Genomic DNA, 26,085 nt, shown 5'->3' on the forward strand with positions numbered 1-26,085 from the left:
AAAAGACCACCCATTTCTGAGTGGTCTTTGTAATCTTCCTGTGAAAGGAGAGATTAGAATACGAATACGAACTGAGCACGTGTTTCTTCGCCCGGATCAGCATTGCCGTCTTTTGCACTGGTTGCAAAGGACTGCATGATCTGGAACTGAGCGTTCTTAGCGAAGGTGTAGTCAATACCAGCACCCCAAGATTTAACGTTGTTCAAGAGGCTGCCTTCTCTCCAGCCATAGGTAGAACCAATGAAGTTACCCTTACCATCTGCAAAGCCGTTGTCGGCATTGAGGTATTCAACCCAAGCATCCCAGGATTTCGGTGTAGCGAAGTTGGCAGCACCATAGCTCAGGCGGCCAACCCATACTTCCGGATCGTCTTTAGAGCTATTCGTGTTGTTATATTTTTCATAGTTAGCCAGGGCATTCCATTTACCGAAGTTAACGCTGGCATAAGCGCCCCAGGAATCATCAAAATCAAAGCTACCTGTACGATCACTACCGCCAGCCACAGTATAGTCGTTGTAGTAAACGCCTACTGCCGAACCAGCTGCACGGCCGCCGCCGAAGAAGCCATCTAATTCGCCGTAACCGGTCTTGACACCATCAGTATCTGTAGCCATCGAGCCTTCTTTAAATTTACCATAGCCAGCGGTAGCTGCGAATTTGTCGTTGTGATACTGCAACTGAGCGCCGTCGAAGGTATCGCCATAGAGGAAGCCATAGCCGTGGCCATTGCCCATGTCATATTCATAACGGCCTACGAGGAGGTCCCAGTTGTTGCCGCCGAAGTTGTAATCAACGTTGGCCAAGTCCGTATAGATATTGTTATTATCGCTATCGCTAGCCGTGCTATTGTCAGCAAAGCTTATGCTATTAGTGCTAATACCATAAGTAACTTTCGTGCGGTCATTGACCTGAGCATTGGCACGGACGCGGACACGATAGGACCAGGAATCATCATTCTTCGTGGCATCATTTACACGACCCGTATCTTCAAAGGTCGGCTGTTTAGCCGTATCTTTTACACGGTCGCCTTCGCTCTGGTGAATGTAACGGATACGAGCGTCACCAGTGAGTTTTACGTTGCCAACGCGGTTTTCCAGAGCGCTTACGCGAACGCCGAGGTTGTTGAGTTCGTCAGCATATTCGTCAGCAAGTTTGTTAATGAGGGCGCGCTGTTCAACAGAAGCTTTGTCCATGTGAGCCATAGCTTTGGCGACCATTTCAGCGGCTTCGTAACGAGTGATGTTACGGTTGCCCTGGAAGTACTGGCCGTCAACGCCCTGGATGATGCCGGCGTCAGCCAATTCTACGACGGATTTGTAAGCCCAGCTGTCGGACGGTACGTCGACGAACGGGTTAGCTGCGAATGCGCAGGTTGCGCCAACAGCCATAGTTGCTGCGAGAGCTGCTAATACTTTTGTTTTCATGAGTATTACCCCTTTTCAAAAAATAAGTTTCCTAAAGCCTTACTCGGTTACAAGCGAGAGACAGAAACATATTTCTGAGTGTTCATTGGCGAGTTGTCCTAGTTTCCTCTCTTTTACTGCCTCAGACTGTCTGTTTCTTCGTACCTCTTTTCACTAGTATACCTGCGACGCACTACACTAGTTATTTTTCACTATACCTTATTTTGTAAATTTTGTCAAAATTATGTAAGTTTTTGCCATACTAAAAAGCCTCATAAAGGGCATAAAATAGCCAGGTTTTACGTATTATGCCAATTAGGAATATATATAAAAAAAGACCACCCATTTCTGAGTGGTCTTTGTAATCTTCCTGTGAAAGGAGAGATTAGAATACGAATACGAACTGAGCGCGTGTTTCTTCGCCCGGGTCGTTGCTGCCTTCTTTAGCTTCAGATGCGAAGGACTGCATTACCTGGAACTGAGCGTTCTTAGCGAAGGTGTAGTCGACGCCAGCACCCCAAGACTTAACGTTGTTCAAGAGGCTACCGTTTCTCCAGCCATAAGTAGAACCGATGAATTTGCCATCTGCATCAGCAAAGCCGTTGTCGGCATTGAGGTATTCAACCCAAGCGTCCCAGGACTTCGGCGTAGCGAAGTTAGCTTTATTGTAAGTAATCTTACCAACCCATACTTCCGGATCATCTGCTTTGCTGTTTTCACTATTGTATTTTTCGTAGTTAGCCAAAGCATTCCATTTACCGAGGTTCAAGCTGCCATAAGCACCCCAAGCATCGTCAAAATTGAAGGACTTGTTACCACTGAAATCATTGTAGTAAACGCCGATAGCCGAACCAGCTGCACGGCCGCCGCCGAAGAAGCCTTCTAATTCGCCATAGCCAGTTTTTGTAGCTTCATGGGAATCTACTACGCTATTGTCACCACCCATGACGCCTTCTTTAAATTTACCATAGCCAGCGGTAGCAGCGAATTTATCGTTGCTGTATTTCAACTGCGCACCGTCGAAGGTATCGCCATAGAGGAAGCCATAAGCACGGCCGCCGCCCATGTCATATTCATCACGGCCAACTTTCAAATCCCAGTTGTTGCCGCCGAAGTTGTAGTCAACATAAGCGCGATCCGTGAAGATGTTATTATCCTTGCTATCGCTAGCTGTGCTATTATCAGCGAAGCTTACATTGTTGGTGCTGATACCATAGACGACTTTTGTACGGTCGTTGACCTGAGCATTAGCGCGAACACGAACACGATAAGTCCAAGAATCATCATTCTTAACTTCACCTTTGCCCTGGTCATCGCTGTCCTGATGGATGTAACGGACACGAGCGTCACCGGTGAGTTTGACGTTGCCAACGCGGTTTTCCAGAGCGCTTACGCGAACGCCGAGGTTGTTGAGTTCGTCAGCATATTCGTCAGCGAGTTTGTTGATGAGGGCGCGCTGTTCGACAGAAGCTTTGTCCATGTGAGCCATAGCTTTTGCGACCATTTCAGCGGCTTCATAACGAGTGATGTTACGGTTGCCCTGGAAGTAAGAGCCGTCAACGCCCTGGATGATGCCGGCGTCAGCCAATTCTACGACGGATTTGTAAGCCCAGCTGTCAGACGGTACGTCGACGAACGGGTTAGCTGCGAATGCGCAGGTTGCGCCAACAGCCATAGTTGCTACGAGAGCTGCTAATACTTTGGATTTCATGAGAATTACCCCTTTTCCAATAAAAATAAGTTTCGTAAAGTCTTACACCGTTACTAGCGAGCGCCGAAACGTATTTTTTCCAAGGGTTCATTGGCGAGTTGTCCTAGTTTCCTCTCTTTTACTGCCTTGAAAAAGGTACTGTTTTTTTGCTCTTTCCGCAGGTGTTGCCTGCATCCGCACCACACCTGTTGCAGTTATTATACAACTTTTCCCGGCGCTTGTCAAAACTCTATATCTACAAACCAGTTTTAGCGAAATAAAGATTGGCTTAACAGCGCCATTCAGCTTCCATTTTTTAGTCTTATTTTTTGATTTCCTAAAGCTTATTTTTGCATAAAAATTTTGTAAATGGTTATTTATACATTTCTTGTCGTTTTATATGTCGTTATCGTTATAAACGTTATTGACTCTCATTCTTTTATTCTGTAACCATTGTGACCATGACTGGCTCCATCCCTGTTTCGTCTGGTCCTGTACATACTGATAAAATAAGGACACCATTTCGTGTTTTTCATGATAATACGGTCCTTTCCAATCGCCTCGTTTGGGACGGGATACATCGTGTGGCGTGTAGTTGCCGCCGATTTCATACTGGCGATAGACGATATCCCGGTAGGACACGTCGGGATTCTTTATCATATCGTACATGACCATATAAGCCGTCGTCCGGCCGGCTCCGGCTTCGCAATGGAAATGGAGCCAGGCGTCGTCTGGTAAAGTGCGAACAAAGGCCAGGAAAGCGTCGATTTCGCCCGGCGTCGGCCAAAGGTGATCCGTACTGGCCAGGCGGACGTAGTGAACGCCTTTGCTTTCTGCCAGTTCCTGTTCCGTCTGGACGCGTCGTACGGTCATAATCTGAGGATGAACGGGCAAATCGCCTTTCCCCTGGTCGTAGACCGTGACGTCTGTCCCCAAAGCGGCCTGCAAGCGCTGCTGTTCATCGATGAGAACCTCGGCCTGGGACTTTCCTATATTTCCCCAATCGTGACGGCCATACCAGCTGATAGCCGTGCCATTGAAGAAGCCGTGTGACTCCTGGCGCAAGTCGACGTCATAAATAGGACCCCGGGTCTTTTTCCGCAGCTCATGGACGAGGGCGTCGAACTGGCGGGCCGAAAACTGGCCGGACCCGGAAATACGCAGGTCATCCAAGCCCTTCCGGGACGGAACATAAGACGGATCCACCTCAGATGCATATTTATGTTCCACTCCGTGAAAAGATGACTGACAAGTGCGAAAATTCCGTGGCAGACCTGCATCATTTTCTGCATCGACACGCCAGAAATGACCGCGATACGCTGCCGGCGCCAAAGCCGGCAAAGACGTGGGTACATTCGTAGAAAGCGCGATGCTATCGCCATTTTCCTGACCTTGAACAGCCAGCCCCATAGCCGAAAAAACGGCCAAGATGACTGCGATTTTTTTATACCCAATCATAAAATTACCTCCTGTAGTAATTATTTATTTTCATGCATTATGTGTGTTTAGTAAAACGTGTTAGGGAATATATATAAGGGGCCTGACGGCCCCGCTGGCCGTGTATTTTTTTTGCGGCCTGCACTCATTCCCATCGCCTGTATGCGATTCCGTAGGGGCTCGCACGTGGCGAGCCCGCCGTGAATCCTGGGAAGAGCAAAAAGAAAACCTCTCCCTATTGGGAGAGGCCTTCTTTCAAGGCCTCGATTTCTTCGGCCAGTCGTTTTTCTTCTTCCTCGTTGCGTTCGATGGTGATAGTGAAGGCCATGCCTTCATCGGCGCCGTCTGGCAAGAGTTCCAGTGGGAACTGGAGTTCGTGTTCATCGTCGTTGAGGATGATGTAGGCTGTCTGTTCGGTTATGCGGTCGATGCTGCCGACGAGTTCTTTTTTCATATCAATGCTCCTTTTCAATGCTGTATGACGAGCCGTCGGTGGTAATGGTGATGACGCCGTTGCGGTCAGTGCGATAGACTTCGACGTTGTATTTCTGCAAGGTCTTCAGCGTCGGTTCATGCGGGAACTTGTACTGGTTGCCGGCGGCGCAGGAAATGGTTGCCGCTTTCGGGGCTATGGCTTTAACGAAGGCGTCGGACGACGAGGTCTTGCTGCCGTGATGGCCGACTTTGAGGACGTCCGATTTGAGGTCAGCTGGTTTATAGTCCTTGAGGATCTTTTCTTCGACTTCTTTCTGGGCATCGCCAGTAAACATCATGGAGAACTGGCCATAGGTCATCTTGCAGACGATGGAATTGTCATTGGTCAGGCCGCTTTCAGAAACGCTCTGGGTATTTTCTTTAGTGAAAGGCGTGCCCGGCGACAGGACGGTAAAGGTGACGTCATCACCCAGGGTGAAGGTATCGCCCTTTTTCAAGGTCTTATAAGCAATATTCTTGGCCTTGATGTTTTTCAGGTAATTGCGGTACATGGCCGTATTGGCACTCTGGCCATTGTCATAGATCTGCTTGATTTTGAAGTCCTTGAACAGTTCCGCCATGCCGCCCAGGTGGTCGCCGTGGGGATGAGTGATGACGATGATGTCGATATCCTTGACCTTGCGTTCTTTGAGCTGTTTGACCAAATCGGCCCGGCTGTCGACTTCGCCTGTATCGATGAGCATATTCTTGCCTTTATACTGGATGAGCGTCGCATCGGCCTGACCGACGTTGAGGACGGATATGCGCAGGTCCTTGTCAGAGGCACTCAGGGACTGGACGGCCTTGGCCCCACCAGACGAGCTGGACGACGCGCTGTTGCCACAGCCGGCCAGGACGAGCATGAAGCTCATGGCCAGGGCCAGGGCGGCGGTAAAGAGTTTTCTTTTTTTCAATTTATTTTCCTCCAATCAAGGGCTGCTGCAAAATGGGCAGGGCCAAATCTTCTTCTAAAGAAGCCAGGACGCCGGGAAGGGCATCGGCTGTTTCCATGGGCGTAAAGCCATAGGGGCCGCAGGCTTTGCGGCAGGCATCGCCGGCTGATCCGTGGAGATAGACGCCGGCACAGGCGGCACTGCACAAATCGCTCATGCCCTGATGGGCCGTCATGGCGGCAATCATGCCGGTCAGGACGTCCCCCATGCCGCCACAGGCCATGCCGGCATTGCCCGTGGAGTTGATGTAGACGTTCCCCGTCCGGGCCGAAACGATGAGCGTCGGCGCCCCTTTGAGGACGAGGTTGACTTTCCATTCCGAGGCAAAATGACGGGCTGCCGCGATGGGGTCCGCTTTGATTTCCGTCATGGACAGGCCGCTGAGGCGAGAAAATTCGGCCAAGTGCGGCGTCATGATAATCCGGCTGCCCCGCGAAGCGATGAGGGCCTTTTCTCCGGCCAGCAGGTTGAGGGCATCGGCATCGAGGACGACAGGGCAATCCACAGCGGCCAGGACTTTCAGGAGAAATTCTTTCGTCCCGGCGTCGCGGCCCATGCCGGGGCCCATGGCCAGGACGGACCAGGTCTTGCTTTCAGCAATGATTTCATCGGCATCAGCAGCGGTGAAGTGGTCGCCAGTACCGACGCCGCGGACCATGATTTCCGGCTGGGCGCCGATGCAGTACGGCGCCGTCGCACCGGGCACGCGGAGGAAGACCTTGCCGGCCCCGCTGCGGACGGCTCCATGAGCGGCCATGAGGGCGGCTCCGGCCATTTGGCTGCTGCCGGTGACGATAGCGATGGTACCGTGAGTTCCTTTATGGCTGTCCGGGCTGCGGGGCACGACGATTTCAGCGATATCCGATTCCTGCAGCAAATAAGCCGGGTCTTCTTCGAGCTGCATGAGCAGCGGACCAGGCATGCCGATGGGGTCGACTTCAACGTGGCCGGCACAAGCCCGGCCGGGATAGAGGACCAGGCCCCGTTTGAGGGCACCAAAGGTGACGGTCATATCGGCAAAGAGCGGACCGTCTTCATCGTCGTCACCGTTGCTGACAGCCCCCGTATCGGAGTTGACGCCAGTCGGCATATCGACGGCGATGACCGTGACGGCACCGGCGGCGGCAGCGGCGTTGACTTCCGCTACGATAGAGGCAATGGGCTGGCGCAGGCTGCCGTGGAAGCCCGTCCCCAACATGGCGTCGATGACGACAGAAGAGGCGAGGAGCCGTTCTTGCAGGACCTGCCAGTCAGCTTCCGACTGCGGCGCCGGCAAGAGCAGGCACGTTTCATCGTCGGCCAGCTGCTGCAGCGTATGCAAGTGCTGACGCGCTTCATCGCTATAGTCGGCTTCTTCCCCGAGGACATAGACATAGGCCCTGGCCCCGGCGGCTAAGATATGGCGGGCAATGACGAAGCCGTCGCCGCCGTTATTGCCTTTGCCGCAAAAGAGGACGACATCCTTGCCATTCCAGCCTTCCAGCCAGGCACCGGCCCGTTCGGCAACGGCATGGCCGGCATTTTCCATGAGGACAGCCGGCGCAATGGCATATATGCCATGCATAGCTATCCGATCCATATTCCGCATCTGAGCGGCAGTAGTAACTTTTTGCATAGTAATTCTCTCCTATTTTTATTGAAAAGGGCGCGTGTAATGGGGCCTGACGGCCCCGCCATCTCAGGCCGCCATGGACTCAAATGCCGTGCCGCTGCGCGGCGTCAAACTCAAAGGGACGACATCGCCTCGGGAAACCATTGGCTCGTAAAATTGCCCCATCCGGGGCCACCGTAGAGGCCGGCCTGTAAAGGCGGCCCGCTACGCGCTGAGGGCTTCCCGAAGCGTCGTTCTCAGTTTGAGTCTGTCGCGGCAACGCCGCATCTGAGTCCGAGGAAAGGCCGTGGCTCGTGGTTCTTGGTTCGTAAAATCCCGCCATTAGACAAGAATGGGCTGTGGTTAAACCTCACAGCGGCACTATCTGACAGCCAATCAACCTCTCAGTCAGCTTCGCTGACAGCTCCCCTATCAGGGGAGCCATGGCGGACTGCCATCTGCGGTCTGCGGACTGCGTTTTTTCTACCCTAACACGGTGAAGGCGATGGCGTAATCGCCGTCGTGGGCGATGGACAGGGACGGCAGCTGGCTATCCTGGCCCACGGCCTGGGCGTAATAGCCATGGAGCTGATAATACGGAGCTCCCAACGAGTCATGACAGACTTCGACGTCCGTCCATTTCCCCTGTCGGAAACCGGTCCCCAAAGCTTTAAATAAGGCTTCTTTGGCAGCAAAGATGCCGGCCAGCGATTCCGCCCGCCAGGTACCATCGTTCCGCTGGCAATAAGCCAGTTCCTGTGCGGTAAAAAAGCGGCCCAGGGAACGGCCGTGACGGGCGGCCATGTCCGCTATACGGCTGATTTGTACGATATCGGTTCCGCAGTGCATCGCATTTCCCCTCCTTTTTGGGCCTGACGGCCCCTACGCATGCCTCTCAACCTCTCAGTCAGCTTTGCTGACAGCTCCCCTATCAGGGGAGCCATTGCGGCCGGCCATCTGCGGCCTGCGAACGGCGTTTCCCCTCCTTCACCACAAAAAGGAGGCTGCCGCATTGGCGACAACCCCCTCTGTATTTCACTACCACTTCTGCATTCGGATACAAACGCCCAATCCTTCCAGGATGACCCGGAAAGTCATAAAGGATACGGTCATATCGTCATGAAGGCCGTGGGCTACTTTATAGGAAATGGTGACGGTCTGATGTTGATAGTCGTAACGGAAGCCGTGCAGATTGGTCTCAAAGGTGTATTTGGGAGCCGGAATGGCAAACTGCGGCGGCTTTTCTACTTCCAGGCCATGGGTCAGGCGTTCGAGGATGACCCGTTTGGGCAGTTCAGACTGCAACATCTCTTCTGTAAAGCTATCCAATACAGACATGTATCCCCCTCAGTCTTCGTCGAAGAAGTGCGCGTGGATAGCTTTGACGGCTTTGTCGATGACATCTTCTGCAATCAGGCAGGTGATGCTGATTTCCGAAGTGGAAATGATTTCGATATTGATGCCGTTATCGCCAAGGACACCGAACATGCCGGCAGCGATGCCCGGATGACCAGCCATGCCAGCACCGACGACAGAAACTTTAGCCATCTTATCATCGATGAGGATATCTTCGACAGGCATTTCCTTGCGCAGATTGGCAAAGACAGCTTTGGCCTGTTCCAGGTCCGTACGGGCAATGGTAAAGGTAATATCCGTTACGCCTTCGTTGGCAATGCGGACACTCTGGACGATCATGTCGACGTCGACGTGTTTTTCTGCCAATTCAGCGAAAACGCGATAAGCGAAGCCCGGTTTATTGGGAATCCCTAAAACGGTGATTTTTGCAACATTTTTATCCGAAGCGACGCCGCGGATGAGATACTGTTTGACTTCCATAGAGCAATCCTCCTGTATCATAGTTCCTTCATCTTCAGAAAAAGTCGAGCGTACATGGATGGGGACGCCGAAGCGGCTGCCCATTTCGACGGCACGGGGCTGCATGACACCGGCGCCGAGTTTCGCCATTTCCAGCATTTCGCCGTATGTAATCTGTTCGATTTTCCTTGCATTGGGAACGACACGGGGATCGGACGTGTATACGCCGTCAACGTCGGTATAGATTTCACAAACATCAGCATGGATGGCACCGGCAATGGCAACGGCTGTCGTATCGGAACCGCCGCGGCCCAGCGTCGTGATATCGCCATGGCCCGTAATGCCCTGGAAACCAGCGACGACGACGATATTGCCCTGATCCAGCGCTTTCATGATGCGGCCCGGTTTCAATGCCAGGATACGGCCTTTGTTAAAGGAATCGCTGGTCTTGATGCCGGCCTGAGCACCGGTAAAGGAAATAGCCTTCTGGCCGGCTTCCTGGAAAGCCATAGCCATGAGGGCGATGGAGACCTGTTCGCCCGTCGTCAGGAGCATATCCATTTCACGGCCGTAAGTCTTAGAGGTAATCTGCTTTGCTAATGTCACTAAATCGTCGGTAGTATCCCCCATTGCCGAAACAACGATGACGATTTTGTCTTCAGGCTTTTTGCCTTTTAAGACTCGTTGTACAATAGCCCGCATTTTGTCCGGTGTCGCAACGGAGCTGCCGCCGAACTTCTTAACGATTAATGCCAACTTAAATCCCTCGCTTTTGTTTGTTTAAGTATTCATTATCATGGTAATTCATTATTATGGTTTATTACCATCTGAAACCACTTATTGAAATGATATCATGGACAAGGGGAAATGTAAAGGGCTTGTAGGGCCTAAAGGCCCGCAGGCCGCAGTTCGCCGGTCGCAGGCCGCCGTCCGTTCATCGTAGGTCGTTCTTCGTTCATCGTGATGAAATGGCCGTTTTCAAACATAAAAAAAGGACTGTCCACGATGGCCTATGCCTTCGTGTAACAGTCCTTTTAGATTCACAAGGTGATGAGTAATCAGTAAGCCGAGTTTTGTTCTGCTTGCGCAGCAGCAATCATCTATCTAGACATACCGTTGCCAGCATGTTCAAGCGACACAACCCGGAAGATCAGCGGGCCGCTTCATCCCTCCCCTATTCGGTCTTGCTCCAGATGGGGTTTACCTAGCCGATGCATTACTGCACCGCTGGTGCGCTCTTACCGCACCGTTCCACCCTTACCACTTGCGTGGCGGTACACATTTCTGTGGCACTATCCCTAAAGTCACCTTCGCCGGCCGTTAGCCGGCATCTTGCCCTACGGAGCTCGGACTTTCCTCTAATGCAAAAGCACTAGCGATTGCTTTTCATACTCATCATTCGTATAGGATACCATATTTGATGATGAGAGTCAAGGGCCTGACGGGCCCGCAGGCCGATTCCGTTCATCGAATCAGGGGCCTGATGGCCCCGCAGGTCGCAGGCCGCCGTGAATCTCGGGCACAGCCGGCATTTATGACAGGTGATACATGGTCGTAATACAATCATGAGTCTGTCGCGGCAGAACTGCCGCATCTAAATCCGAGGAAAGAGCCGTGGCTCGTTGTTCGTGGCTCGTGGCTCGTAAAACCCCGCCATTGGACAAGAATGGGCTGTGGTTGAACCTCACAGCGGCACTATCTGACAGGAAATCAACCTCTCAGTCAGCTTCGCTGACAGCTCCCCTATCAGGGGAGCCATTGCGGACGGCGGTCTGCGAACTGCGACCGGCGCTATAAGCTCTATTCGCTTATAGCTAACGCAAGGTCCGGCGGATTTTTTCTACGGCGCCTTTGATGTCTTTTTGGCCTACGATGGCGGAAATCATGGCAAAGGAACGGAAGCCTTCGTCGTAGAGGCTGCGGATGTTGGCCAGGCTGATGCCGCCGATGGTGACGACGGGCAGGTCGAATTTAAGGGCATATTCCTTGGCTTCAGGCGTTACGACTTCGTCGGCGTCTTTCTTGGACTGTGTCGGGAACATGGGACCGAAGCCGACGTAATCGGCACCGTCAGCCAGGGCCTGTTTCATTTCATCGACGGTATTGGTCGATACACCGATGAAGACGTCCGGGCCGGCGAGCTGACGGACGATCTGGGCCGGTGCATCATCCTGGCCGACGTGGATGCCGTCGGCGCCGCAGGCGATGGCCAGGTCTGTCGAGTCGTTCATGATAAAGGTCACGTCGTGGTCGTGGCAGAGCTGGGCAATGGCTTTGGCTTCTTCGTACTTGGCGCGCCATTTCTTATGTTTTTCGCGGTACTGGATAATCGTGACGCCAGCCGCGATCAATTCCTTGGCGACGTCCATATTGCTACGGCCCAGGCAGAGTTCCTCGTTGCCCATAATGGCATATACCGGGTCTTCTAATAAATGTCTTACATGTTCTTCTTTAGTCATGATACGTTTCCTTTCTATGGGAATTAATGGGGCCTGACGGCCCCGCAGTTCGCTGGTCGCCTTGGAAGGCCGTGGCTCGTGGTTCGTGGCTCGTGGCTCGTAAAAACCCGCCATTGGACAAGCATGGGCTGTGGTTGAATTTCACAGCGGCACTATCTGACAGGAAATCAACCTCTCAGTCAGCTTCGCTGACAGCTCCCCTATCAGGGGAGCCATTGCGGCCTGCGACCTGCGAACGGCGCGCCATAAGGCGCTTTACATATAATGCAGCATGTCCTTACTGGTCGGGTCAGTTTCGCAGGTGATGTGCCATTGCTGTTCTTCGGCAGCTTGTTCCAGGCGTCGGCAGAGGTCGGCGACGACAGGCGATTCGGTGCCGAAGTGGCCGCCGTCGGCGACGACGATGCCCTGTCGGATGGCTTCCTGGGCGTCGTGGTATTTGACATCACCTGTGAGGTAAAGCTGGGCACCGGCGTCTTTCGCCAGTTTGATGAAGCCAGCTCCGCCACCTCCGAGAAGGGCGACGCGGCGGACGATGACGTCCGTATCGCCGGCATAGGACAAGGCATCGCGATGAAGGAGGCCTTTGATTTTCTTCAAGACGTCCATAGCCGGTTCCGGTGTCGGCCAGGTCCCGACGCGGCCCATCATGAAGGGATGACCGGCATTTTTCAGCGGATACAGGTCATACGCCGGTTCTTCATAGGGATGAGCGGCCAGCATGGCCTGTACGGTCTGACGGAGCTTGCTTTCGGGGACTATGGTTTCGACCCGTTCTTCTGCCGTTTTTTCGACTTGCCCGATTTCACCGATAAAGGGATGCGTCCCTTCATGGGCTTTGAAACGGCCTTCGCCTTTGGCCGTAAAGGAACAGTCGCTGTAGTTGCCGATATAGCCGGCACCGGCGTCGGCCAAGGCCTGGCGGACGGCGTCACCATGGCTTTCCGGGACGTAGACGGCGATTTTATAGAGTTTATCTTCGGCGACGGGGACGAGGCCCTTCAAATCCGTCAAGCCCAGGAGGCGGGCCAGGACGTCGTTGACGCCGCCGTCGGCACTATCCAGGTTGGTATGGGCGCTGTAGACGGAAATGTGGTGGGCCAGGAGTTTTTGGTACATGCGGCCGCTGTATGTGTCGGTCCGCAGGGATTTCAAGCCATCGAAAATGACCGGGTGATGGCTGACGATCATCTGGATGCCGTGTTCGATGGCATAATCGACGGTCCCCATCATGACGTCCAGGGTGACCATGAGTTTATCGACCGGTTCGTCAGGGCTGCCGATGAGCAGGCCCGGATTATCCCACGATTCTTTGAGCGACAACGGCGCCCAAGCTTTCAATACTTTGACGATTTCACCTACTGTAGTTGCCATTTCAATTCCCTCCAGAAGCGCAATTCGCTTTCTATTTTTTCCATCCGTTCGTGCACATCTTTGCGGCTCTTCTTCAGGCCTTCCAAGATGTGCCCTTTTGTTTCCATGAGAATGTCTATCTTGCGGCCGAGCAGCGGGTCGCGGCGCTGCCAGTTCACGGGGCCGATGTCATAGATCCAGTCCGGCAGGGCCCCGGCCTGTCCCGGCACGGCCCGCATCAGTTCGTAAAGGCGGCCGTCGTCGATGACCAGCCGTTCGTCTTCGATGTGCCAGCCATGCTCATACAGGTAGCGGCGCAAGGCACCGGCATCGCTCTGGGGCTGCAAGACGACAAATTTCAAAGACTGCCAGACCGCATAGGAAGTCTGGAGTATCCGCACCATCAGCGGGCCGCCCATGCCACAGATGACAGCGCCATCGACTTCCCCTGCTTTGACGCAGGTCAGGCCGTCACCCAGGCGGCAGTCGATGCGGTCGGTCAAGCCGGCACCGCGGACGTGGGCCACGGCCGCTGCCAGCGGTCCCGGGACGATATCGGCGGCAATGGCCGACGGACAGTGGCCGCTCTCACAGACGGAGACCGGGATATAGGCGTGGTCGGTCCCGATGTCGGCAATGACGGCCCCCTGTGGAATGAGGGATACAGCCGCAGCCAGGCGGTCCGTTAATTTCATGATATAAACACTTCCTTTATAAACAGAATCTAATTGCACTCCCTATTATAACAGACGGGACGAGAATTGAAAGGGGCTAGTGGTTCGTAGCTAGGGGTTAGCGGTTAGGGGTTAGCGGTTAGAGTCGTAGGTCGTTCATCGTTCGTCGAAAAAAGGGGCTGTCGCATGTGCGACAGCCCCTTTTAAGTGGTTCGTAGCTAGCGAATGGTTTTAAATTTAAAACCATCTTCTCCAAACTACAAACTCCGTACTACAAACTTTAAAGAGCAACCTCTCAGTCAGCTTCGCTGACAGCTCTCCTATAAGGAGAGCCATGAACCACTAGCCACTATTATTCCCACTCACTTCGTCAAGGCGATGATGGTGGCGACGGCGGCCATGCCGATGGCGATGTTGGCCTTACGGTTGGCTTTGTCGACATCTTTCTGGGTCGATGTCTTATGGTTCTTTTCCCAATCTTTCCGTTCTTTTTCCCAGTTGCGGTCATCATGACGATAGTCGCGGTCATCGTGCTGTTCCCAGCGCTGTGGATAATCTCTGGGGCCTGCGGCCTGGGCCGTCAGGGCGGCGCCGCTGAAGGTCATGAAGGTAACGACCAAAACCAGCATCATGCGTACTATATAGTTGAACTTCTTCATAAGTATCACTCTCCTTATTTAGGTTACTCATAGTATACTCATGAGCCGTTACAATTCAGTCACAAGGCCATTTCAGGAGGGCTACAAATCGGCTTCTTTTTGGTATATGGCCCAAATGCCTTTCTGGGTGCGCCATTTCCAGTTCCCCGGTACTTCCTGGAGGAAGTGGGCTTCATCGCGGTCGCGGACGACGGCCAGGACTTTAGGATGGTTCGGCAGGTCTTCGATAGCCATGAAGGGCATGACGTTCTTGGCATTCCAGCTGATACCGCCAGGCAGTTTATTGGCAATGTCATCAGCCTGTTCCAGGCGATAAGCCGGATGATTGGAATAATAGGTCAGGGATACGGGGTAGCGGCCGCCATAGGTGACGACGGCCGTTTCATTATCGGCCAGGCCGCTGACGACCTGGGCGGCATCATAAGCCGAAGCCTGCTGGCACTGAGGCACGATGACCGTACACGTAGCGGCTACGTAAATGGCCAGGACGATGCCGGCCATGTTGAGGACCAGGCGGTCATATTTCTTCAAATACGACGCAAAGCCGATGGCCAGGGGAATCATATACGGGAAGGTATAGGTCATGTATTTCGTCGCCATGAGCTGATAGGTCACGAAAATCGTAGCCGCCCAGACGATGAGGAACTGGGTCTTCATGGACAAGGCAGGCAGGCGCAGTCGTTTTTCCCGCCAGGCCGCCGCGATTTTCCGGGTCAGGCCATAGTCGCGCCAGGCCAGGGGCAGAGTGAAGACCCAGGGGATGAAGCCGGCCAGGAAGATGGCGCTGTAATAATACCAGACATTGAACTGAGGATGTTCGGAAACGGTAGCCCGCAGGACGTTATGGACGCCGATGAACTGACTGACGAAGTCGCTGCCATGCATGGCGTACATCGGACCATACCAGATGAGGGTGATGGCCAGGAACAGGATCAGGCCGGAAAAGAGCTTGATGTGCAGCAGGGCCTTGAGATCCCGGCGCCATACGAGGAAAAGCAGGATGATCAGCCCGGGCTGGAAGAAGCCGATAGGCCCTTTGGTCAGGACGGCCAGGCCGGCAAAGGCGTAGGCCAGGTAATACCAGCGCGGCTTGCCTTCGCTGTAGGCGATGTAAAAGGCCATGAGGCAGGCCGAATAAAAGACGAAGAGGGTCATATCCGTAATGATGGCCTTGGAGAGGTAAAAATATTCTACCGTCGTCAGCAAGATGAGGCCGGTCAGGAATCCCGTCTTCTTATCGTAGAGGCGGGCCGTGAAGCCATAGGCCAGGAGGATGCCGGCCATACCGAATAGGGCCGGGAAAAAGCGGGCCGAGAAATTACTGATGCCGAAGAGCTTGAAGGCGGCAATGAGTTCCCAATAGAAGAAAATCGGTTTATCGTACCAGTAATTGCCGAAGATGCGCGGTGAGAAGTAGTCGCCAGAAGCGAGCATTTCCTTAGCCGTCAGAACATAGTTCGATTCGACAGGGTCCGTGACGACCAGCAGGTGGTTGGCCACAAAACAGAGGATGGCTGCCAGGACCAGGAGGATGGCAGCCGGCGAAGCCATGATTTTCTGCCACAGGCGCTGCCATACCGACAGGGCCACGTCTTCCTGTTTTGCACGAAATTCATACATAATAAAAACTCCCCTTCCTATTCGTTACCGTTTTGATGGTATCAGTATAGGAAGGGAAGTTAAATAAAAGATAAACAGAGCGATAACAAAACGAGAAAAAACCGTAAAAAATTCCGTCAGGCTAACCCCGGAAGCGGTAGCCGGCGCCCCAGACCGTTTCGATGTAGCGGGGGTTGGCCGTATCCTCTTCGATTTTTTCGCGGATGCGGTTGACGTGGACCGACACGGTCGCCGTTTCCCCCAGGGCTTCGCTGCCCCAGACGCGGTCGAAGAGGGTCTCCTTGCTGAAGACGATGCCCGGATTCTTGGCAAAGAACAAGAGGAGCTCGAATTCCTTATTGGGCAGGGTCACTTCTTTCCCCTTGACGAAGACGCGGTGGCCGCTCTCATCGATTTCCAAGTCGCCGTAGTGCAGGACGTCGCGATGGACTTCGCGGGACGTGAGCTGTTCATACCGGGCCAGGTGACCTTTGACGCGGGCTACGAGCTCATTGGGACTGAAGGGCTTGACGATGTAGTCATCGGCGCCCAGGCCGAGGCCGCGGATCTTGTCGATGTCTTCCTGCCGGGCCGATACCATGAGGATCGGGATGTCCTGGGTTTCGCGGATAGTCCGGCAAATCTGGAAGCCATCGCGGCCGGGCAGCATGATGTCCAGCAGGATGAGGTCATAGGCGTCTTCCAGGGCTTTCTTTTCCCCTGTCTTGCCATCGACCGCGATGTCGGCACTGAAGCCATTGGCTTCCAAGTAGTCCCTTTCCAATTCGGCAATGCCCTGGTCGTCTTCAATAATCAAGATACGTTTCATGTATGTGATTCCCCTTTCGGTAACGAAATGCAAATGGTCAATCCCTTAGGCACTGTCGCCTGGGCCCAGATTTTTCCCTTCATGGCATGGACAATCTGCTGGACCACGGCCAGGCCCAAGCCGCTTCCCTTGGCCACATTGGTCCGGGCCTTGTCGGTGCGGTAGAAACTTTCAAAGAGCTTCGGCAGTTCCTTCTCTTCGACGCCGCAGCCGTCATCGGCAAAAGAAAGGAGGTATGCCCCTTCCCCGCCATCGGTCAGGATAATGGCCAGATGGCCGACGGCCTGGTCTTTATATTTCAAGCTGTTGCCCAGGATATTTTCAATGACCCGCTGGAACTGCTGACGGTCCATAGAAATGACGGCCTTGTCCAGGGAGGACTGGAAGGTCACGTCCAGCCCTTGCTGGTGGAAATGGTCCGTCTGTTCGCCAATATAATCCTTTAAATAGGCCGCCACGTCGACGTCTTCCCAATGGAAGGGCACCTGGCCCAGGTCGAGCTTGGAAAAGAGGAAGAGCGTCCGGACCAGGCCGGCCATGTGGCGCGACGTATCGACGATCATGCCCAGGTAGTGCCGTTCTTTTTCCGGCGTATTGGCGATGCCGTCGAGGATGCCGCTGGCATAGCCTTCGATTTTCGTCAAAGGCGTCGACAAATCATGGGAAATGCCGGCCAGGAGTTCCTTGCGGTTCTTGTCGTATTTTTCCCGCGTATCCCGGGCAGCCCGCAGCTGGAGGCGCATCTTTTCAAAAGCCTGGCAGGTATCGCCGATTTCGTCACGCGACAAAATCGGGACGGGATGGTCCAAATCGCCCTGGCTGATGGCATCGGCCATATTGCGCAGCCTTTCGACGGGACCGACGATCTGGCCGGCCATCCAGCGCGACAGTTTCAGGCCGACGAGGATGGTCAGCAAGATAGTCAGAATAGCCAGGACGTAAAAGGCGACCTTCAAGATGTCCTTCGATGACAAGTCGATGTACTCGTTTTCGGAATAACTCGGCACGGCACCGGCGACGGCCAAATGGATGTCCGTATGAGGCGAGACGTAGTAAAAGCGCAGGCCTTCGCCAGTCCAGGTAAAGTCGGCATGGCCCTGACGATGACCGGCCATGACTTGCTGGCGCAGGTACACCTTGTCGATGCCATCCGTATCGTAGAGGTCTTCCTTATCGCGCCAAATGGATACATTGAGGCCCTGGTCCTCCAAATGATCGGCGGCCTGGAGGAGACGGTCCATGTTGCCATTATACTGATCGGCCCGGACACGAAGGCGGCTCAGCTCGAACTGGATGGACATGTTCTGACCGCTCTCAGGCCAGATAAAGGAAATGATACTGGCCCGGTTGATGTTGCCGAATTGCAGGGCCAAAAAGATGGCGATGCTGACGACGACCGTAAACAGGACGGGAATGAAAATCATGATAAAGTTGGAAAAAAGGAGGCGCTTGCGCAGCCGCCAGTCCCGGAGTTGCATAGTCCTCACCTGGTTTCTCTAAATTTTCTTCTAGTATACATATATACATACTAAGGTTAAACAAAAATATAACAAAAAGCAAATTTTCTGGTGAATCTTTTGCCCTCTTTAAAAAAGTCTGTTATAATAGGGTACAAATCTAGTATAGTTTTCGATTAAATAAGGGGTGTTTATGAAATGACTCAAATCACAAAAGAAACAAAGGAAGAAATCAGCCGCCGCTTCCCGCAGTTCGTCGAAGCGACGCAGGCTTTTTACGCTAAGGAACTGCCGCCGGCCAAATATAAGGGGACGTCGGGCAAGTTCGGCTGCTATGGCGAACGGGGGGCCCATAGCACCATGCTGCGCCTGCGCTTTTCCGGCGGTGCCATCGAACCGGCACACATCGCTTTCCTGAAGGACGTCCTCGACCGCTACGACATCGACCTCGTCCACTTCACGACAGGTGAGGCCCTGCAGCTCCATCATTTGGGCGAAAAAGAAGTCCTCGCTCTCTATCAGGAATGTTTCGACCACGGCGTCTACTGCGTCGGCGCCGGCAGCGACAATCCGCGTAACATCACGGCCAGCCCGCTCCATGGCGTCGCTCCGGGCGAATACTTCGACATGACGCCGTACATCAAGGCAGCAGCCAACTTCGTCATCAACTGCATTCCCAAATTCAACTTGCCGCGTAAATATAAAATCAGCTTCTCCAGCGGCCTGGACAACGAAGGCCATGCGACCTTCAAGGACCTGGGCTTCGTGGCCCGGCCGGACCACAAATTCGACGTCTATGCCGGCGGCGGCTTCGGACTCAACGGCTCGCGCTTCGGCATCCTCATCGACGAAGGCGTCGATCCGCAGGATATTTCCTATTACATCCTGGGCTATGGCCGGGACGTCTACATGAAATACGGCGACTATGAACACCGCGGCCAGAACCGTTCGCGTTTCATCCTCACCAAGCTCGGCGACGATGCCTTCCGCCAGGCCGTCCGCGATGCCGTCGCCAAAGCCAAGGCCGAAGGCGATTACCGCCTGACCATCGAAGAAGAAACGCCGTTAGCTAAGAGCGGCGCCGATGACAGCGTCCTCGAAGACGGCCGCATTGGCAAACAGAAACAGGCCGGCCTCTATTACGTCGAATACAAGCCTTTAGGCGGCACGCCGAAACTCTCCGTCTTCCACGACCTGCTCAAGGCCCTCCAGACCATGGAAGGCGCAGAAATCCGCCTCAATGCCGACGAAACGGCTTACATCATCAACCTCACGGCAGACGAAGCCCGTAAAGTCGCTGCCCTCACGGCGGACGACACGGCGACGACGGCCTTTGAACATTCCGTCAGCTGCATCGGCGCTACGGTCTGCCAGCAGGGCCTGCGCGATTCTCACGGCACCTTCGTCAAACTGGCCCAGCTCTTCAAAGACCGCGGCATCGACAGCCACTTCCTGCCGAAATGCCACTTCTCTGGCTGTCCGTCGAACTGCACGGTCCAGCAGCTGGCTCCTCTGGGCCTGCGCGGCGCCAGCAAAAAAATCGGCGACAAAATGGAACCGGCCTTCAACATCTACGCCGGAGGCAACTACGCCATCGGTAAAGGCGTCATGGGCGAACAAATCGGGGTCATCACCATCGAGCACCTGCCCGACTTCTTCCTGGCCCTCAACCAGACCCTTTTCGATGCCAACCAGTCCTACAACGAATGGTATCCCCAGCATAAAGAAAGACTCATAGAATTAGTCAATCAGTTTGAATAGAAAAAAAGCGCTGTCCTCGCGGACGGCGCTTTTTCTGTAGAGGCGCCACGCGGGGCGCCCGCTTTGTAATATGTACGTTTTCCCAATCAGCTTGCTAAAAAAATGCTTCATACTCCTAACGAAGTCATATTGTTTTCTTTCTCTGTATTCATAGACTGTCCCCTTCCCTTTTTAACAGCCGTTGGCCTTCATGGTGTGCATGACCCAGAAATAGGAACCACCTGTAAATAGGCAGGCCAGGACCCAGCAAATAGGGCTGGCACAGCAGATGCCGAAGTAGCCCCACATGGCGGCCAGAACCAGGGCCGATACGCTGCGGCCGCCCAGTTCCAGGATGCTGCTGATGAGGGGCACGCTGGAAATGCCCATGCCCTGCAATGCGTTGCGGTAGACGAAGATCTGGCCCAGGAAGAGATAGAACGGGACGGACATCTTCAGATAGAGGAAAGCCTGTTCCATGAGGACTTCGTCGTGGTCCGTCGTGAAGACGCTGACGAGTTCCCGGCCATAGCTGTACATGGCCACGGCTGCGGCCAGGCAGAATACCAGGGACACGAGGGAGCACTGACGGACGCCCTGGCGGATGCGGCCATACTGGCTGGCGCCGTAGTTCTGTGCCGAATAGACAGCCATGGCGATGCCGAAGGAAATCATGGGCTGCAAGGCCAGCTGTTCGATTTTCGTCGCCGATACGAAGCCGGCAATCGTTTCAGGGCCAAAGGTATTGCAGACCGACTGCAGGACCAGGATGCCCATGGAAATGATAAGGAACTGGACGGCCATGGGCAGGCCCAGGCGCAAATGCTGCCAGGCAAAGGGCCAGTCAAAGTTCCAGTCGGCTCGGGTCAGGCGCAGCATGGGAAAGCGGCGGCGCATGAAACACAGGCAGAGCACGGCCGATACGGCCTGGGCGATGACCAGGGCGATGGCCGAGCCGGGGACGCCCCAGCCAAAGGCGACGATGAACAACAGGGCCAGGGCGATATTCAAGAGAGACGACACGATGAGGAAATAAAGTGGCGTCCGGCTGTCGCCGAGGGCCCGGCAGATGCAGGACAGGAGATTATAGCTCATCATGGCTACCAGGCCGAGGACGACGATGAGCATGTAATGATAGGCGTCGTCGTAGAGGACATCTGAAATGTTCATGAGCCGCATGATGAGCGGCATGGCCAGGCTCACGCAGGCCGTCAGCATCAGGGTGATGACCAGGGCCAGCATGGCAGACGTCGCCACAGACCGGCGCACGCCGTCCATGTCTTCGGCACCGAAGCGCTGACCCGTGATGACGGAAAAACCGGAAGACAAACCGATCGTCAGGCCGAAGACGGCCATGAAGACGGGTGCCACGGCGCCGACAGCGGCCAGGGCATTGACGCCGATAGTGCGGCCGACGATGATGATGTCGGCGATATTATAAAATTGCTGGAAAACATTGCCGATTAAAAGGGGCACCGTAAAAGCCAGGATGAGGCGGATGGGATTGCCCGAAGTCATACTGCGAACCATGGAATCGTCCTTTCTCTAATAACAAGGAGTGAAATAGTTTTATTATAGCATGATAGGGCACAAAAACAAGTTTTAATCATTTTTTAATCAAGGCCCCTGATTTTTTAATGTCCCTTTCATATTTCCAGGGTACAATAGGCGTAACACGCATCTTGTTTTAAACGTTTTGTTTTTTTCGGAGGTGTTGCCCATGTATCACAAACCGTTTTTCTCCCTTCCTGCATGGCGGGAACCCTTCTCTACCGTTCCCCGGTGCCAGCTCATCACCTTTTGTACGTATCAAAAGGAAGAAACACTGGGGAAAGTCCTGCGCTATCAGGGACAGCACATCTGGCGGCCGACCGCCTGGGGCATGGCGGCGACGCGGGCCCTCAAGGCCATGCAGCGGAACAACCAGATTGCCATCATCAAAGAGTTCACGGTCATGCCCAATCACATCCACTTGTTCATCTTCTACAAGAAATTCCACCCCCGCCTGCCGGAATGGTTCATCGAAAAGACCAGGGAATTCCTGCTCTATTACATCGAACCGCCCCGCGACTGGCCTGTCCCCATCTGGGAAGAGTCCGTAGATACGCAAATGGTCTATACCGATACGGCCCAATACGCCGTCGCCGAAAGTCTAAAAGAATACGCCCATCATTGGAAATACGACCCGCTGCATAAGCGGTGAGGGGGCAAAAAGAGGCTGCCGCATGCGCGACAGCCTCTTTTTTGTAGGGGCGTCCACGTGGGGCGCCCGCTCTGAAATATGTACGATTTCCCGACCAGTCTGCTAGAAGAATCACACAAATCCCTAACGGGTCGCCCACGTGGCGACCCCTACGAAACACGAACTATTTAAAAGAGCAACCTCTCAGTCAGCTTTGCTGACAGCTCTCCTATCAAGAGAGCCAGGTGGGCCGCCCCTACGATCCGCGATCCGCGAGCCACGAACCACTAGCCACGAGCCACTAATAATTCCGGTGTCTTCATCTGGCGTTCGCTGCACTGGTTGACGTAGTTGTAGAGCAGGGCTTCCAGGAATTTCAGGTCGGCCATGCGCAGGTTCACGGTTTCTTGGGTTCCCCAGGGATAGTGGACCAGGGTCTTCCAGGTCTGGCGTACAGACGGCGTCAGAGGCAGTTCTTTCATGTTTTCCGGCCTTTCATCGTCGATGTAATAGACGGGCTGCCGGCAGTAGCCCTGGCCCTGACAGAAGACGCGGGCCGTGTCGATGTCCGGCAGGAAGCCTGTCAGGGCCATGAGCTGCCAGCCGGCGATGATGGTGACGATGCGGATGTCCTTGAGTTCGATGGCCCGGCTATAGAGGCGGACCAGATCGTACAGGACTTCATCGGCTCCGCCGCCGGCCATGAAGAGGACCATTTCGACGAAGATCTGCGAATAGATATAGCCGTCCCAAGTCAGCTCGCGGAGGCGCTGGTTGCTGCGGCAGTCGTATTCCGTCAGCGTGTAGACGCCGTCTTTTTCAAAGACGTCAAAGGTCATCTCGGCCAGAGGCGTCAAGGCGCCGTAGCCCATCTTGCCCTGAGTGCTGCGGCGGGCCAGGACGTGGAGGATGCCGGCCTGCCGGGTCAGGACCGTGACGACGAGCTGTTTGGCACTGGTCTTGCGGACGGTGAGGATGATGCCTTCATAGGACCGCGACGGTTTGCGGCCATAGTAGCCGCTACGATTCATGAGTCTTATCTTCTTCATCCCCGCTGTCTTCCCCAGGGGCAGCCGCTCCCGGCAGGGGTACGGCTTTCAGGCGGACGATGCGGAAGCGCTGCATTTCCAGGACTGTAAAGCAGTAGGCGCCGATAGTGACTTCGTCGTGGACTTTCGGCGTATGGCCCAGGGCATTGAAGACGTAGCCGCCGATGGTATCGGTATCGACATCGTCTTCGACGGGGATGTGCAGCAGCTCTTCGACGTCGTCGAGAAGGACTGTCCCGGCAAATTCATAGGCGCCGTCAGGCAGGGGCTGGATTTCTTCTTTTTCCTGGGTGTGTTCGTTCTGGATCGTGCCGACCAGTTCTTCCAGGATGTCTTCCAGGCCGATGAGGCCGACGGTGCTGCCGTATTCATCAACGACCATGGCCAGGTAGGTCCGGCGCATGCGCATGAGCTGGAGGAGCTTCGATGCCGGCATGATTTCCGGGACCATGAGGATCGGCCGCTTGATGAGGTTCAAGTTGCTGCGCTTGTGGATATAGAGGTCCATGATGTCCTTGATGTGGACCAGGCCCAGGACGTGGTCCTTATCGTCTTCACAGAGGGGATAGCGCGTATGCCGCGACTGGCGGATGGTCTGCAAATGCTGGTTCATCGTATCTTCCGTATAGAGGCAGACGATGTCCTGGCGGGGCACCATGATTTCCTTGGCCAGGCGGTCGGCGAAATCGAAGACGTTGCCGATGAGTTCGCTTTCGACCTGGTCGATTTTCCCTTCCTTGTGGCTGGCCGTAACCAGCATGCGGATTTCATCTTCCGAATGGTCCATATCGATTTCATTGGTCACATCGAGGTTGCGGTCTGCCAGGATGGCCCGGCCCAGCCAGTTCCCGAAGAGGATGAAGGGCATGAAGGGCCGGCTCCAGGGCTGGATGAAGCGGCGCAGGGCCTTGAGGCTCTTTTCCGGGCGCTGGAGGCCGATGGACTTGGGGATGAGCTCGCCAAAGACCCAGAGGATGAAGCAGAGGACGATACCGGCGCAGATTTCGATGAGCCAGATGAGCCACGTATAGCCGATATACGGAGCCAGCAGGCCGTAGAGGCCATAGAGGCCGCAGAATCCGGCAGCGCCGGCGATGAGGCCGGACAAGGCCATGCCGAGCTGGGCCGTCCCCAGAAAGACGATGGGCTTGTCGTAGAGGGACAAGAGCGGTTTCAGCGACGTATCGCCGTCGCGGACGAGTTCTTCCAGGTATTCCCGGCGCAGCTGGGCAAAGGCGAATTTACCGGTGACGCAGATGGCGCTGACGGCCAAACAGATGAGAAAGACGAGCAGACATTGGACGATTGATTGTACTTCCATCATGCAGCCCCCTACTCGTTCTTATAGCCCAATTCGCTGAGGGCGCCCGACTTATTGCGCCAGTCCCGCTTGACTTTGACCCAGATGTCGAGGTAAACCGAAGAACCGAGGATGTTTTCGATTTCCTGGCGGGCCAGGTTGCCTACTTCTTTGAGGACCGTGCCGTTCTTGCCGATGACGATGCGCTTCTGCGAATCCCGTTCGACATAGACCGTGACCCGGATATAGACCTTATTGTGACCGCGGTCCTTCATTTCTTCGACATAGACGGCGATGGCATGGGGCACTTCATCGCGGGTACAGCGGAAGAGCTTTTCCCTGACGATTTCAGCGACCAAAAGGCGTTCCGGCTGGTCCGTGATCATGTCGTCAGGGAAATACTTGGGCCCTTCCGGCAGGATCTTGCGCAGTTCGTCGACGACGGCATCGACGTTGTCCCCTTTCAGGGCGGAAATGGGGATGACCTGGGCGAAAGGATAGAGTTCGGCATATTCCGTAATCTTGTGCAGTATCTCTTCTTTCGTCATGAGGTCGACTTTGTTGATGATCAAGAAGACCGGAACGCCGACGTCTTTCAGCTTATCCAGGACGAAGAGGTCGCCAGGGCCCTTCTTTTCATTGCCCGAGATGAGGAACAGGACGGCGTCGATGTCGCGCAGGGACTGATAGGCCGCTTCATCCATGAATTCCCCCAGCTTATGTTTCGGCTTGTGGATGCCCGGCGTGTCGAGGAAGACGATCTGACATTCGTCGTCCGTATGGATGCAGAGGATGCGGTTGCGCGTCGTCTGTGCCTTATCGGAGACGATCGAGACTTTATGCTTGATGATGCGGTTGATGAGTGTCGACTTGCCAACATTCGGGCGGCCGACGACGGCGACGAAACCCGATTTAAATGATTCCATAGATATCGTAATTCCTCCCTTATAATTCTTCGCCTTCGCGGACATAGCCCAGGCGCTGTAAAATGAATTCTTCTTCTTTGCGCATTTCTGCTTTATCGTCCGGTTCCATGTGGTCATAGCCGAGGATATGCAGCATGCCGTGGATGGTCAGATAGGCCAGTTCCCGTTCAAAGGAATGACCGTATTCGTCGGCCTGTTCCTGGACTTTTTCCAGAGAAATGATGATATCCCCCAAGAGGGCCGTATCGGGACCGTCATAGCCGTCTTCCTCCCCTTCGTTGAGGGCAAAGGACAGGACGTCCGTCGGCCGGTCGATGTTGCGGTACTGTTTGTTCAATGTATGGATATAGTCGTTATGGCACAGAAGGATGCTGATTTCAGCCTTCGGCCCCAGGTCGTAGACCAGGGCGGCTTCTTCACAGACGCGGTCGATGACTTTTTCATATTCATCGTGCTGGAACGACGGATCTTCGTAATTGATGTTGATATTCATGG

At 54.4% G+C, this 26,085-nt stretch carries 23 protein-coding genes and 1 other RNA gene; 2 read left to right on the forward strand and 22 right to left on the reverse strand.

What is annotated here, in order from left to right:
• Positions 1 to 53 precede the first annotated feature (53 nt).
• From WMO23_RS01820 to WMO23_RS01900, 17 genes are all read right to left on the reverse strand, one after another.
• Positions 54 to 1,424 carry an S-layer homology domain-containing protein gene (locus tag WMO23_RS01820; protein WP_302680767.1) on the reverse strand — a complete coding sequence of 457 codons (1,371 nt, stop codon included), beginning with the start codon at positions 1,422 to 1,424 and terminating at the stop codon, positions 54 to 56.
• Between the two features lie 364 nt (positions 1,425 to 1,788).
• Positions 1,789 to 3,114: an S-layer homology domain-containing protein gene (locus tag WMO23_RS01825; RefSeq protein WP_349173121.1), complete on the reverse strand. Its 1,326-nt coding sequence runs from the start codon at positions 3,112 to 3,114 to the stop codon at positions 1,789 to 1,791.
• 375 nt (positions 3,115 to 3,489) lie between these two features.
• Positions 3,490 to 4,551, reverse strand: coding sequence for a protein-tyrosine phosphatase family protein (locus WMO23_RS01830; RefSeq protein WP_302680766.1), 1,062 nt, complete (start codon positions 4,549 to 4,551; stop codon positions 3,490 to 3,492).
• 214 nt (positions 4,552 to 4,765) lie between these two features.
• Entirely contained in the window at positions 4,766 to 4,984 is a 219-nt protein-coding gene (locus WMO23_RS01835; RefSeq protein ID WP_020310910.1) for a DUF3006 family protein, read from the reverse strand.
• Position 4,985: 1 nt separating this feature from the next.
• Complete coding sequence (locus WMO23_RS01840) at positions 4,986 to 5,918, reverse strand: ComEC/Rec2 family competence protein (RefSeq protein ID WP_301876793.1); 933 nt, start codon at positions 5,916 to 5,918, stop codon at positions 4,986 to 4,988.
• A 1-nt stretch (position 5,919) separates the two neighbouring features.
• Complete coding sequence (locus tag WMO23_RS01845) at positions 5,920 to 7,572, reverse strand: NAD(P)H-hydrate dehydratase (protein WP_349173124.1); 1,653 nt, start codon at positions 7,570 to 7,572, stop codon at positions 5,920 to 5,922.
• A gap of 459 nt (positions 7,573 to 8,031) precedes the next feature.
• Positions 8,032 to 8,397: a holo-ACP synthase gene (gene acpS / locus WMO23_RS01850; RefSeq protein ID WP_296818532.1), complete on the reverse strand. Its 366-nt coding sequence runs from the start codon at positions 8,395 to 8,397 to the stop codon at positions 8,032 to 8,034.
• 189 nt (positions 8,398 to 8,586) lie between these two features.
• Positions 8,587 to 8,886 (reverse strand): hypothetical protein, encoded by a 300-nt coding sequence (locus tag WMO23_RS01855; RefSeq protein WP_020723737.1) that lies wholly within the window; start codon positions 8,884 to 8,886, stop codon positions 8,587 to 8,589.
• Between the two features lie 9 nt (positions 8,887 to 8,895).
• On the reverse strand, positions 8,896 to 10,119 hold the full coding sequence (locus tag WMO23_RS01860; protein WP_020310915.1) for an aspartate kinase: 1,224 nt from the start codon (positions 10,117 to 10,119) through the stop codon (positions 8,896 to 8,898).
• 291 nt (positions 10,120 to 10,410) lie between these two features.
• An RNA gene (gene rnpB, locus WMO23_RS01865) (RNase P RNA component class A) lies at positions 10,411 to 10,758 on the reverse strand.
• A gap of 419 nt (positions 10,759 to 11,177) precedes the next feature.
• Entirely contained in the window at positions 11,178 to 11,822 is a 645-nt protein-coding gene (thiE, locus tag WMO23_RS01870; RefSeq protein ID WP_020310916.1) for a thiamine phosphate synthase, read from the reverse strand.
• Between the two features lie 255 nt (positions 11,823 to 12,077).
• Positions 12,078 to 13,196 carry a Nif3-like dinuclear metal center hexameric protein gene (locus WMO23_RS01875; protein WP_292298651.1) on the reverse strand — a complete coding sequence of 373 codons (1,119 nt, stop codon included), beginning with the start codon at positions 13,194 to 13,196 and terminating at the stop codon, positions 12,078 to 12,080.
• Positions 13,181 to 13,870 (reverse strand): tRNA (adenine(22)-N(1))-methyltransferase, encoded by a 690-nt coding sequence (locus WMO23_RS01880; protein ID WP_292302008.1) that lies wholly within the window; start codon positions 13,868 to 13,870, stop codon positions 13,181 to 13,183. Before WMO23_RS01880 ends, WMO23_RS01875 begins: the two co-directional genes overlap by 16 nt.
• Positions 13,871 to 14,211: 341 nt before the next feature.
• Entirely contained in the window at positions 14,212 to 14,508 is a 297-nt protein-coding gene (locus WMO23_RS01885; protein WP_349173128.1) for a hypothetical protein, read from the reverse strand.
• Positions 14,509 to 14,589: 81 nt separating this feature from the next.
• Positions 14,590 to 16,128 carry an ArnT family glycosyltransferase gene (locus WMO23_RS01890; RefSeq protein WP_349173130.1) on the reverse strand — a complete coding sequence of 513 codons (1,539 nt, stop codon included), beginning with the start codon at positions 16,126 to 16,128 and terminating at the stop codon, positions 14,590 to 14,592.
• Between the two features lie 121 nt (positions 16,129 to 16,249).
• The gene (locus WMO23_RS01895) at positions 16,250 to 16,936 is read right to left on the reverse strand and encodes a response regulator transcription factor (protein WP_349173131.1); all 687 of its coding nucleotides are present in this window, start codon (positions 16,934 to 16,936) and stop codon (positions 16,250 to 16,252) included.
• Positions 16,933 to 18,360 carry a sensor histidine kinase gene (locus WMO23_RS01900; protein WP_239639865.1) on the reverse strand — a complete coding sequence of 476 codons (1,428 nt, stop codon included), beginning with the start codon at positions 18,358 to 18,360 and terminating at the stop codon, positions 16,933 to 16,935. The genes WMO23_RS01895 and WMO23_RS01900 overlap by 4 nt, the downstream gene beginning before the upstream one ends.
• Before the next feature lie 231 nt (positions 18,361 to 18,591).
• Here WMO23_RS01900 and WMO23_RS01905 point away from each other — a divergent pair, with 231 nt between their 5' ends.
• The gene (locus tag WMO23_RS01905) at positions 18,592 to 20,154 is read left to right on the forward strand and encodes a nitrite/sulfite reductase (protein WP_020310923.1); all 1,563 of its coding nucleotides are present in this window, start codon (positions 18,592 to 18,594) and stop codon (positions 20,152 to 20,154) included.
• Between the two features lie 171 nt (positions 20,155 to 20,325).
• Here WMO23_RS01905 and WMO23_RS01910 read toward each other — a convergent pair whose 3' ends face one another.
• The gene (locus WMO23_RS01910) at positions 20,326 to 21,663 is read right to left on the reverse strand and encodes an MATE family efflux transporter (protein ID WP_292281459.1); all 1,338 of its coding nucleotides are present in this window, start codon (positions 21,661 to 21,663) and stop codon (positions 20,326 to 20,328) included.
• Between the two features lie 190 nt (positions 21,664 to 21,853).
• On the opposite strand from WMO23_RS01910, the gene WMO23_RS01915 reads away from it, so the two are divergent.
• On the forward strand, positions 21,854 to 22,336 hold the full coding sequence (locus WMO23_RS01915; RefSeq protein WP_020310925.1) for a hypothetical protein: 483 nt from the start codon (positions 21,854 to 21,856) through the stop codon (positions 22,334 to 22,336).
• 266 nt (positions 22,337 to 22,602) lie between these two features.
• Here the strand turns inward: WMO23_RS01915 and recO are convergent, their stop codons facing one another.
• The 4 genes from recO to ybeY are packed head-to-tail and all read right to left on the reverse strand — an operon-like array spanning position 22,603 to position 26,083.
• Positions 22,603 to 23,346: a DNA repair protein RecO gene (gene recO / locus WMO23_RS01920; protein WP_020310926.1), complete on the reverse strand. Its 744-nt coding sequence runs from the start codon at positions 23,344 to 23,346 to the stop codon at positions 22,603 to 22,605.
• Positions 23,336 to 24,685: a hemolysin family protein gene (locus WMO23_RS01925; protein WP_349173134.1), complete on the reverse strand. Its 1,350-nt coding sequence runs from the start codon at positions 24,683 to 24,685 to the stop codon at positions 23,336 to 23,338. The genes recO and WMO23_RS01925 overlap by 11 nt, the downstream gene beginning before the upstream one ends.
• A gap of 11 nt (positions 24,686 to 24,696) precedes the next feature.
• Positions 24,697 to 25,590, reverse strand: a complete 894-nt coding sequence (gene era / locus WMO23_RS01930) for a GTPase Era (protein WP_349173136.1) — start codon at positions 25,588 to 25,590, stop codon at positions 24,697 to 24,699.
• Positions 25,591 to 25,609: 19 nt separating this feature from the next.
• Positions 25,610 to 26,083, reverse strand: a complete 474-nt coding sequence (gene ybeY / locus WMO23_RS01935) for an rRNA maturation RNase YbeY (RefSeq protein ID WP_020310929.1) — start codon at positions 26,081 to 26,083, stop codon at positions 25,610 to 25,612.
• Positions 26,084 to 26,085 lie beyond the last annotated feature (2 nt).

Source organism: Megasphaera intestinihominis (assembly GCF_040096415.1).
Taxonomy (GTDB): domain Bacteria; phylum Bacillota; class Negativicutes; order Veillonellales; family Megasphaeraceae; genus Megasphaera; species Megasphaera intestinihominis.

Bases quoted from the DNA above. Each gene is read 5' to 3' on its own strand.
- WMO23_RS01820 (WP_302680767.1), bottom strand. From the start codon at position 1,424: ATGAAAACAAAAGTATTAGCAGCTCTCGCAGCAACTATGGCTGTTGGC.
- WMO23_RS01825 (WP_349173121.1), bottom strand. From the start codon at position 3,114: ATGAAATCCAAAGTATTAGCAGCTCTCGTAGCAACTATGGCTGTTGGC.
- WMO23_RS01830 (WP_302680766.1), bottom strand. From the start codon at position 4,551: ATGATTGGGTATAAAAAAATCGCAGTCATCTTGGCCGTTTTTTCGGCT.
- WMO23_RS01835 (WP_020310910.1), bottom strand. From the start codon at position 4,984: ATGAAAAAAGAACTCGTCGGCAGCATCGACCGCATAACCGAACAGACA.
- WMO23_RS01845 (WP_349173124.1), bottom strand. From the start codon at position 7,572: ATGCAAAAAGTTACTACTGCCGCTCAGATGCGGAATATGGATCGGATA.
- acpS (WP_296818532.1), bottom strand. From the start codon at position 8,397: ATGCACTGCGGAACCGATATCGTACAAATCAGCCGTATAGCGGACATG.
- WMO23_RS01855 (WP_020723737.1), bottom strand. From the start codon at position 8,886: ATGTCTGTATTGGATAGCTTTACAGAAGAGATGTTGCAGTCTGAACTG.
- thiE (WP_020310916.1), bottom strand. From the start codon at position 11,822: ATGACTAAAGAAGAACATGTAAGACATTTATTAGAAGACCCGGTATAT.
- WMO23_RS01875 (WP_292298651.1), bottom strand. From the start codon at position 13,196: ATGGCAACTACAGTAGGTGAAATCGTCAAAGTATTGAAAGCTTGGGCG.
- WMO23_RS01880 (WP_292302008.1), bottom strand. From the start codon at position 13,870: ATGAAATTAACGGACCGCCTGGCTGCGGCTGTATCCCTCATTCCACAG.
- WMO23_RS01885 (WP_349173128.1), bottom strand. From the start codon at position 14,508: ATGAAGAAGTTCAACTATATAGTACGCATGATGCTGGTTTTGGTCGTT.
- WMO23_RS01890 (WP_349173130.1), bottom strand. From the start codon at position 16,128: ATGTATGAATTTCGTGCAAAACAGGAAGACGTGGCCCTGTCGGTATGG.
- WMO23_RS01895 (WP_349173131.1), bottom strand. From the start codon at position 16,936: ATGAAACGTATCTTGATTATTGAAGACGACCAGGGCATTGCCGAATTG.
- WMO23_RS01900 (WP_239639865.1), bottom strand. From the start codon at position 18,360: ATGATTTTCATTCCCGTCCTGTTTACGGTCGTCGTCAGCATCGCCATC.
- WMO23_RS01905 (WP_020310923.1), top strand. From the start codon at position 18,592: ATGACTCAAATCACAAAAGAAACAAAGGAAGAAATCAGCCGCCGCTTC.
- WMO23_RS01910 (WP_292281459.1), bottom strand. From the start codon at position 21,663: ATGGTTCGCAGTATGACTTCGGGCAATCCCATCCGCCTCATCCTGGCT.
- WMO23_RS01915 (WP_020310925.1), top strand. From the start codon at position 21,854: ATGTATCACAAACCGTTTTTCTCCCTTCCTGCATGGCGGGAACCCTTC.
- recO (WP_020310926.1), bottom strand. From the start codon at position 23,346: ATGAATCGTAGCGGCTACTATGGCCGCAAACCGTCGCGGTCCTATGAA.
- WMO23_RS01925 (WP_349173134.1), bottom strand. From the start codon at position 24,685: ATGGAAGTACAATCAATCGTCCAATGTCTGCTCGTCTTTCTCATCTGT.
- era (WP_349173136.1), bottom strand. From the start codon at position 25,590: ATGGAATCATTTAAATCGGGTTTCGTCGCCGTCGTCGGCCGCCCGAAT.
- ybeY (WP_020310929.1), bottom strand. From the start codon at position 26,083: ATGAATATCAACATCAATTACGAAGATCCGTCGTTCCAGCACGATGAA.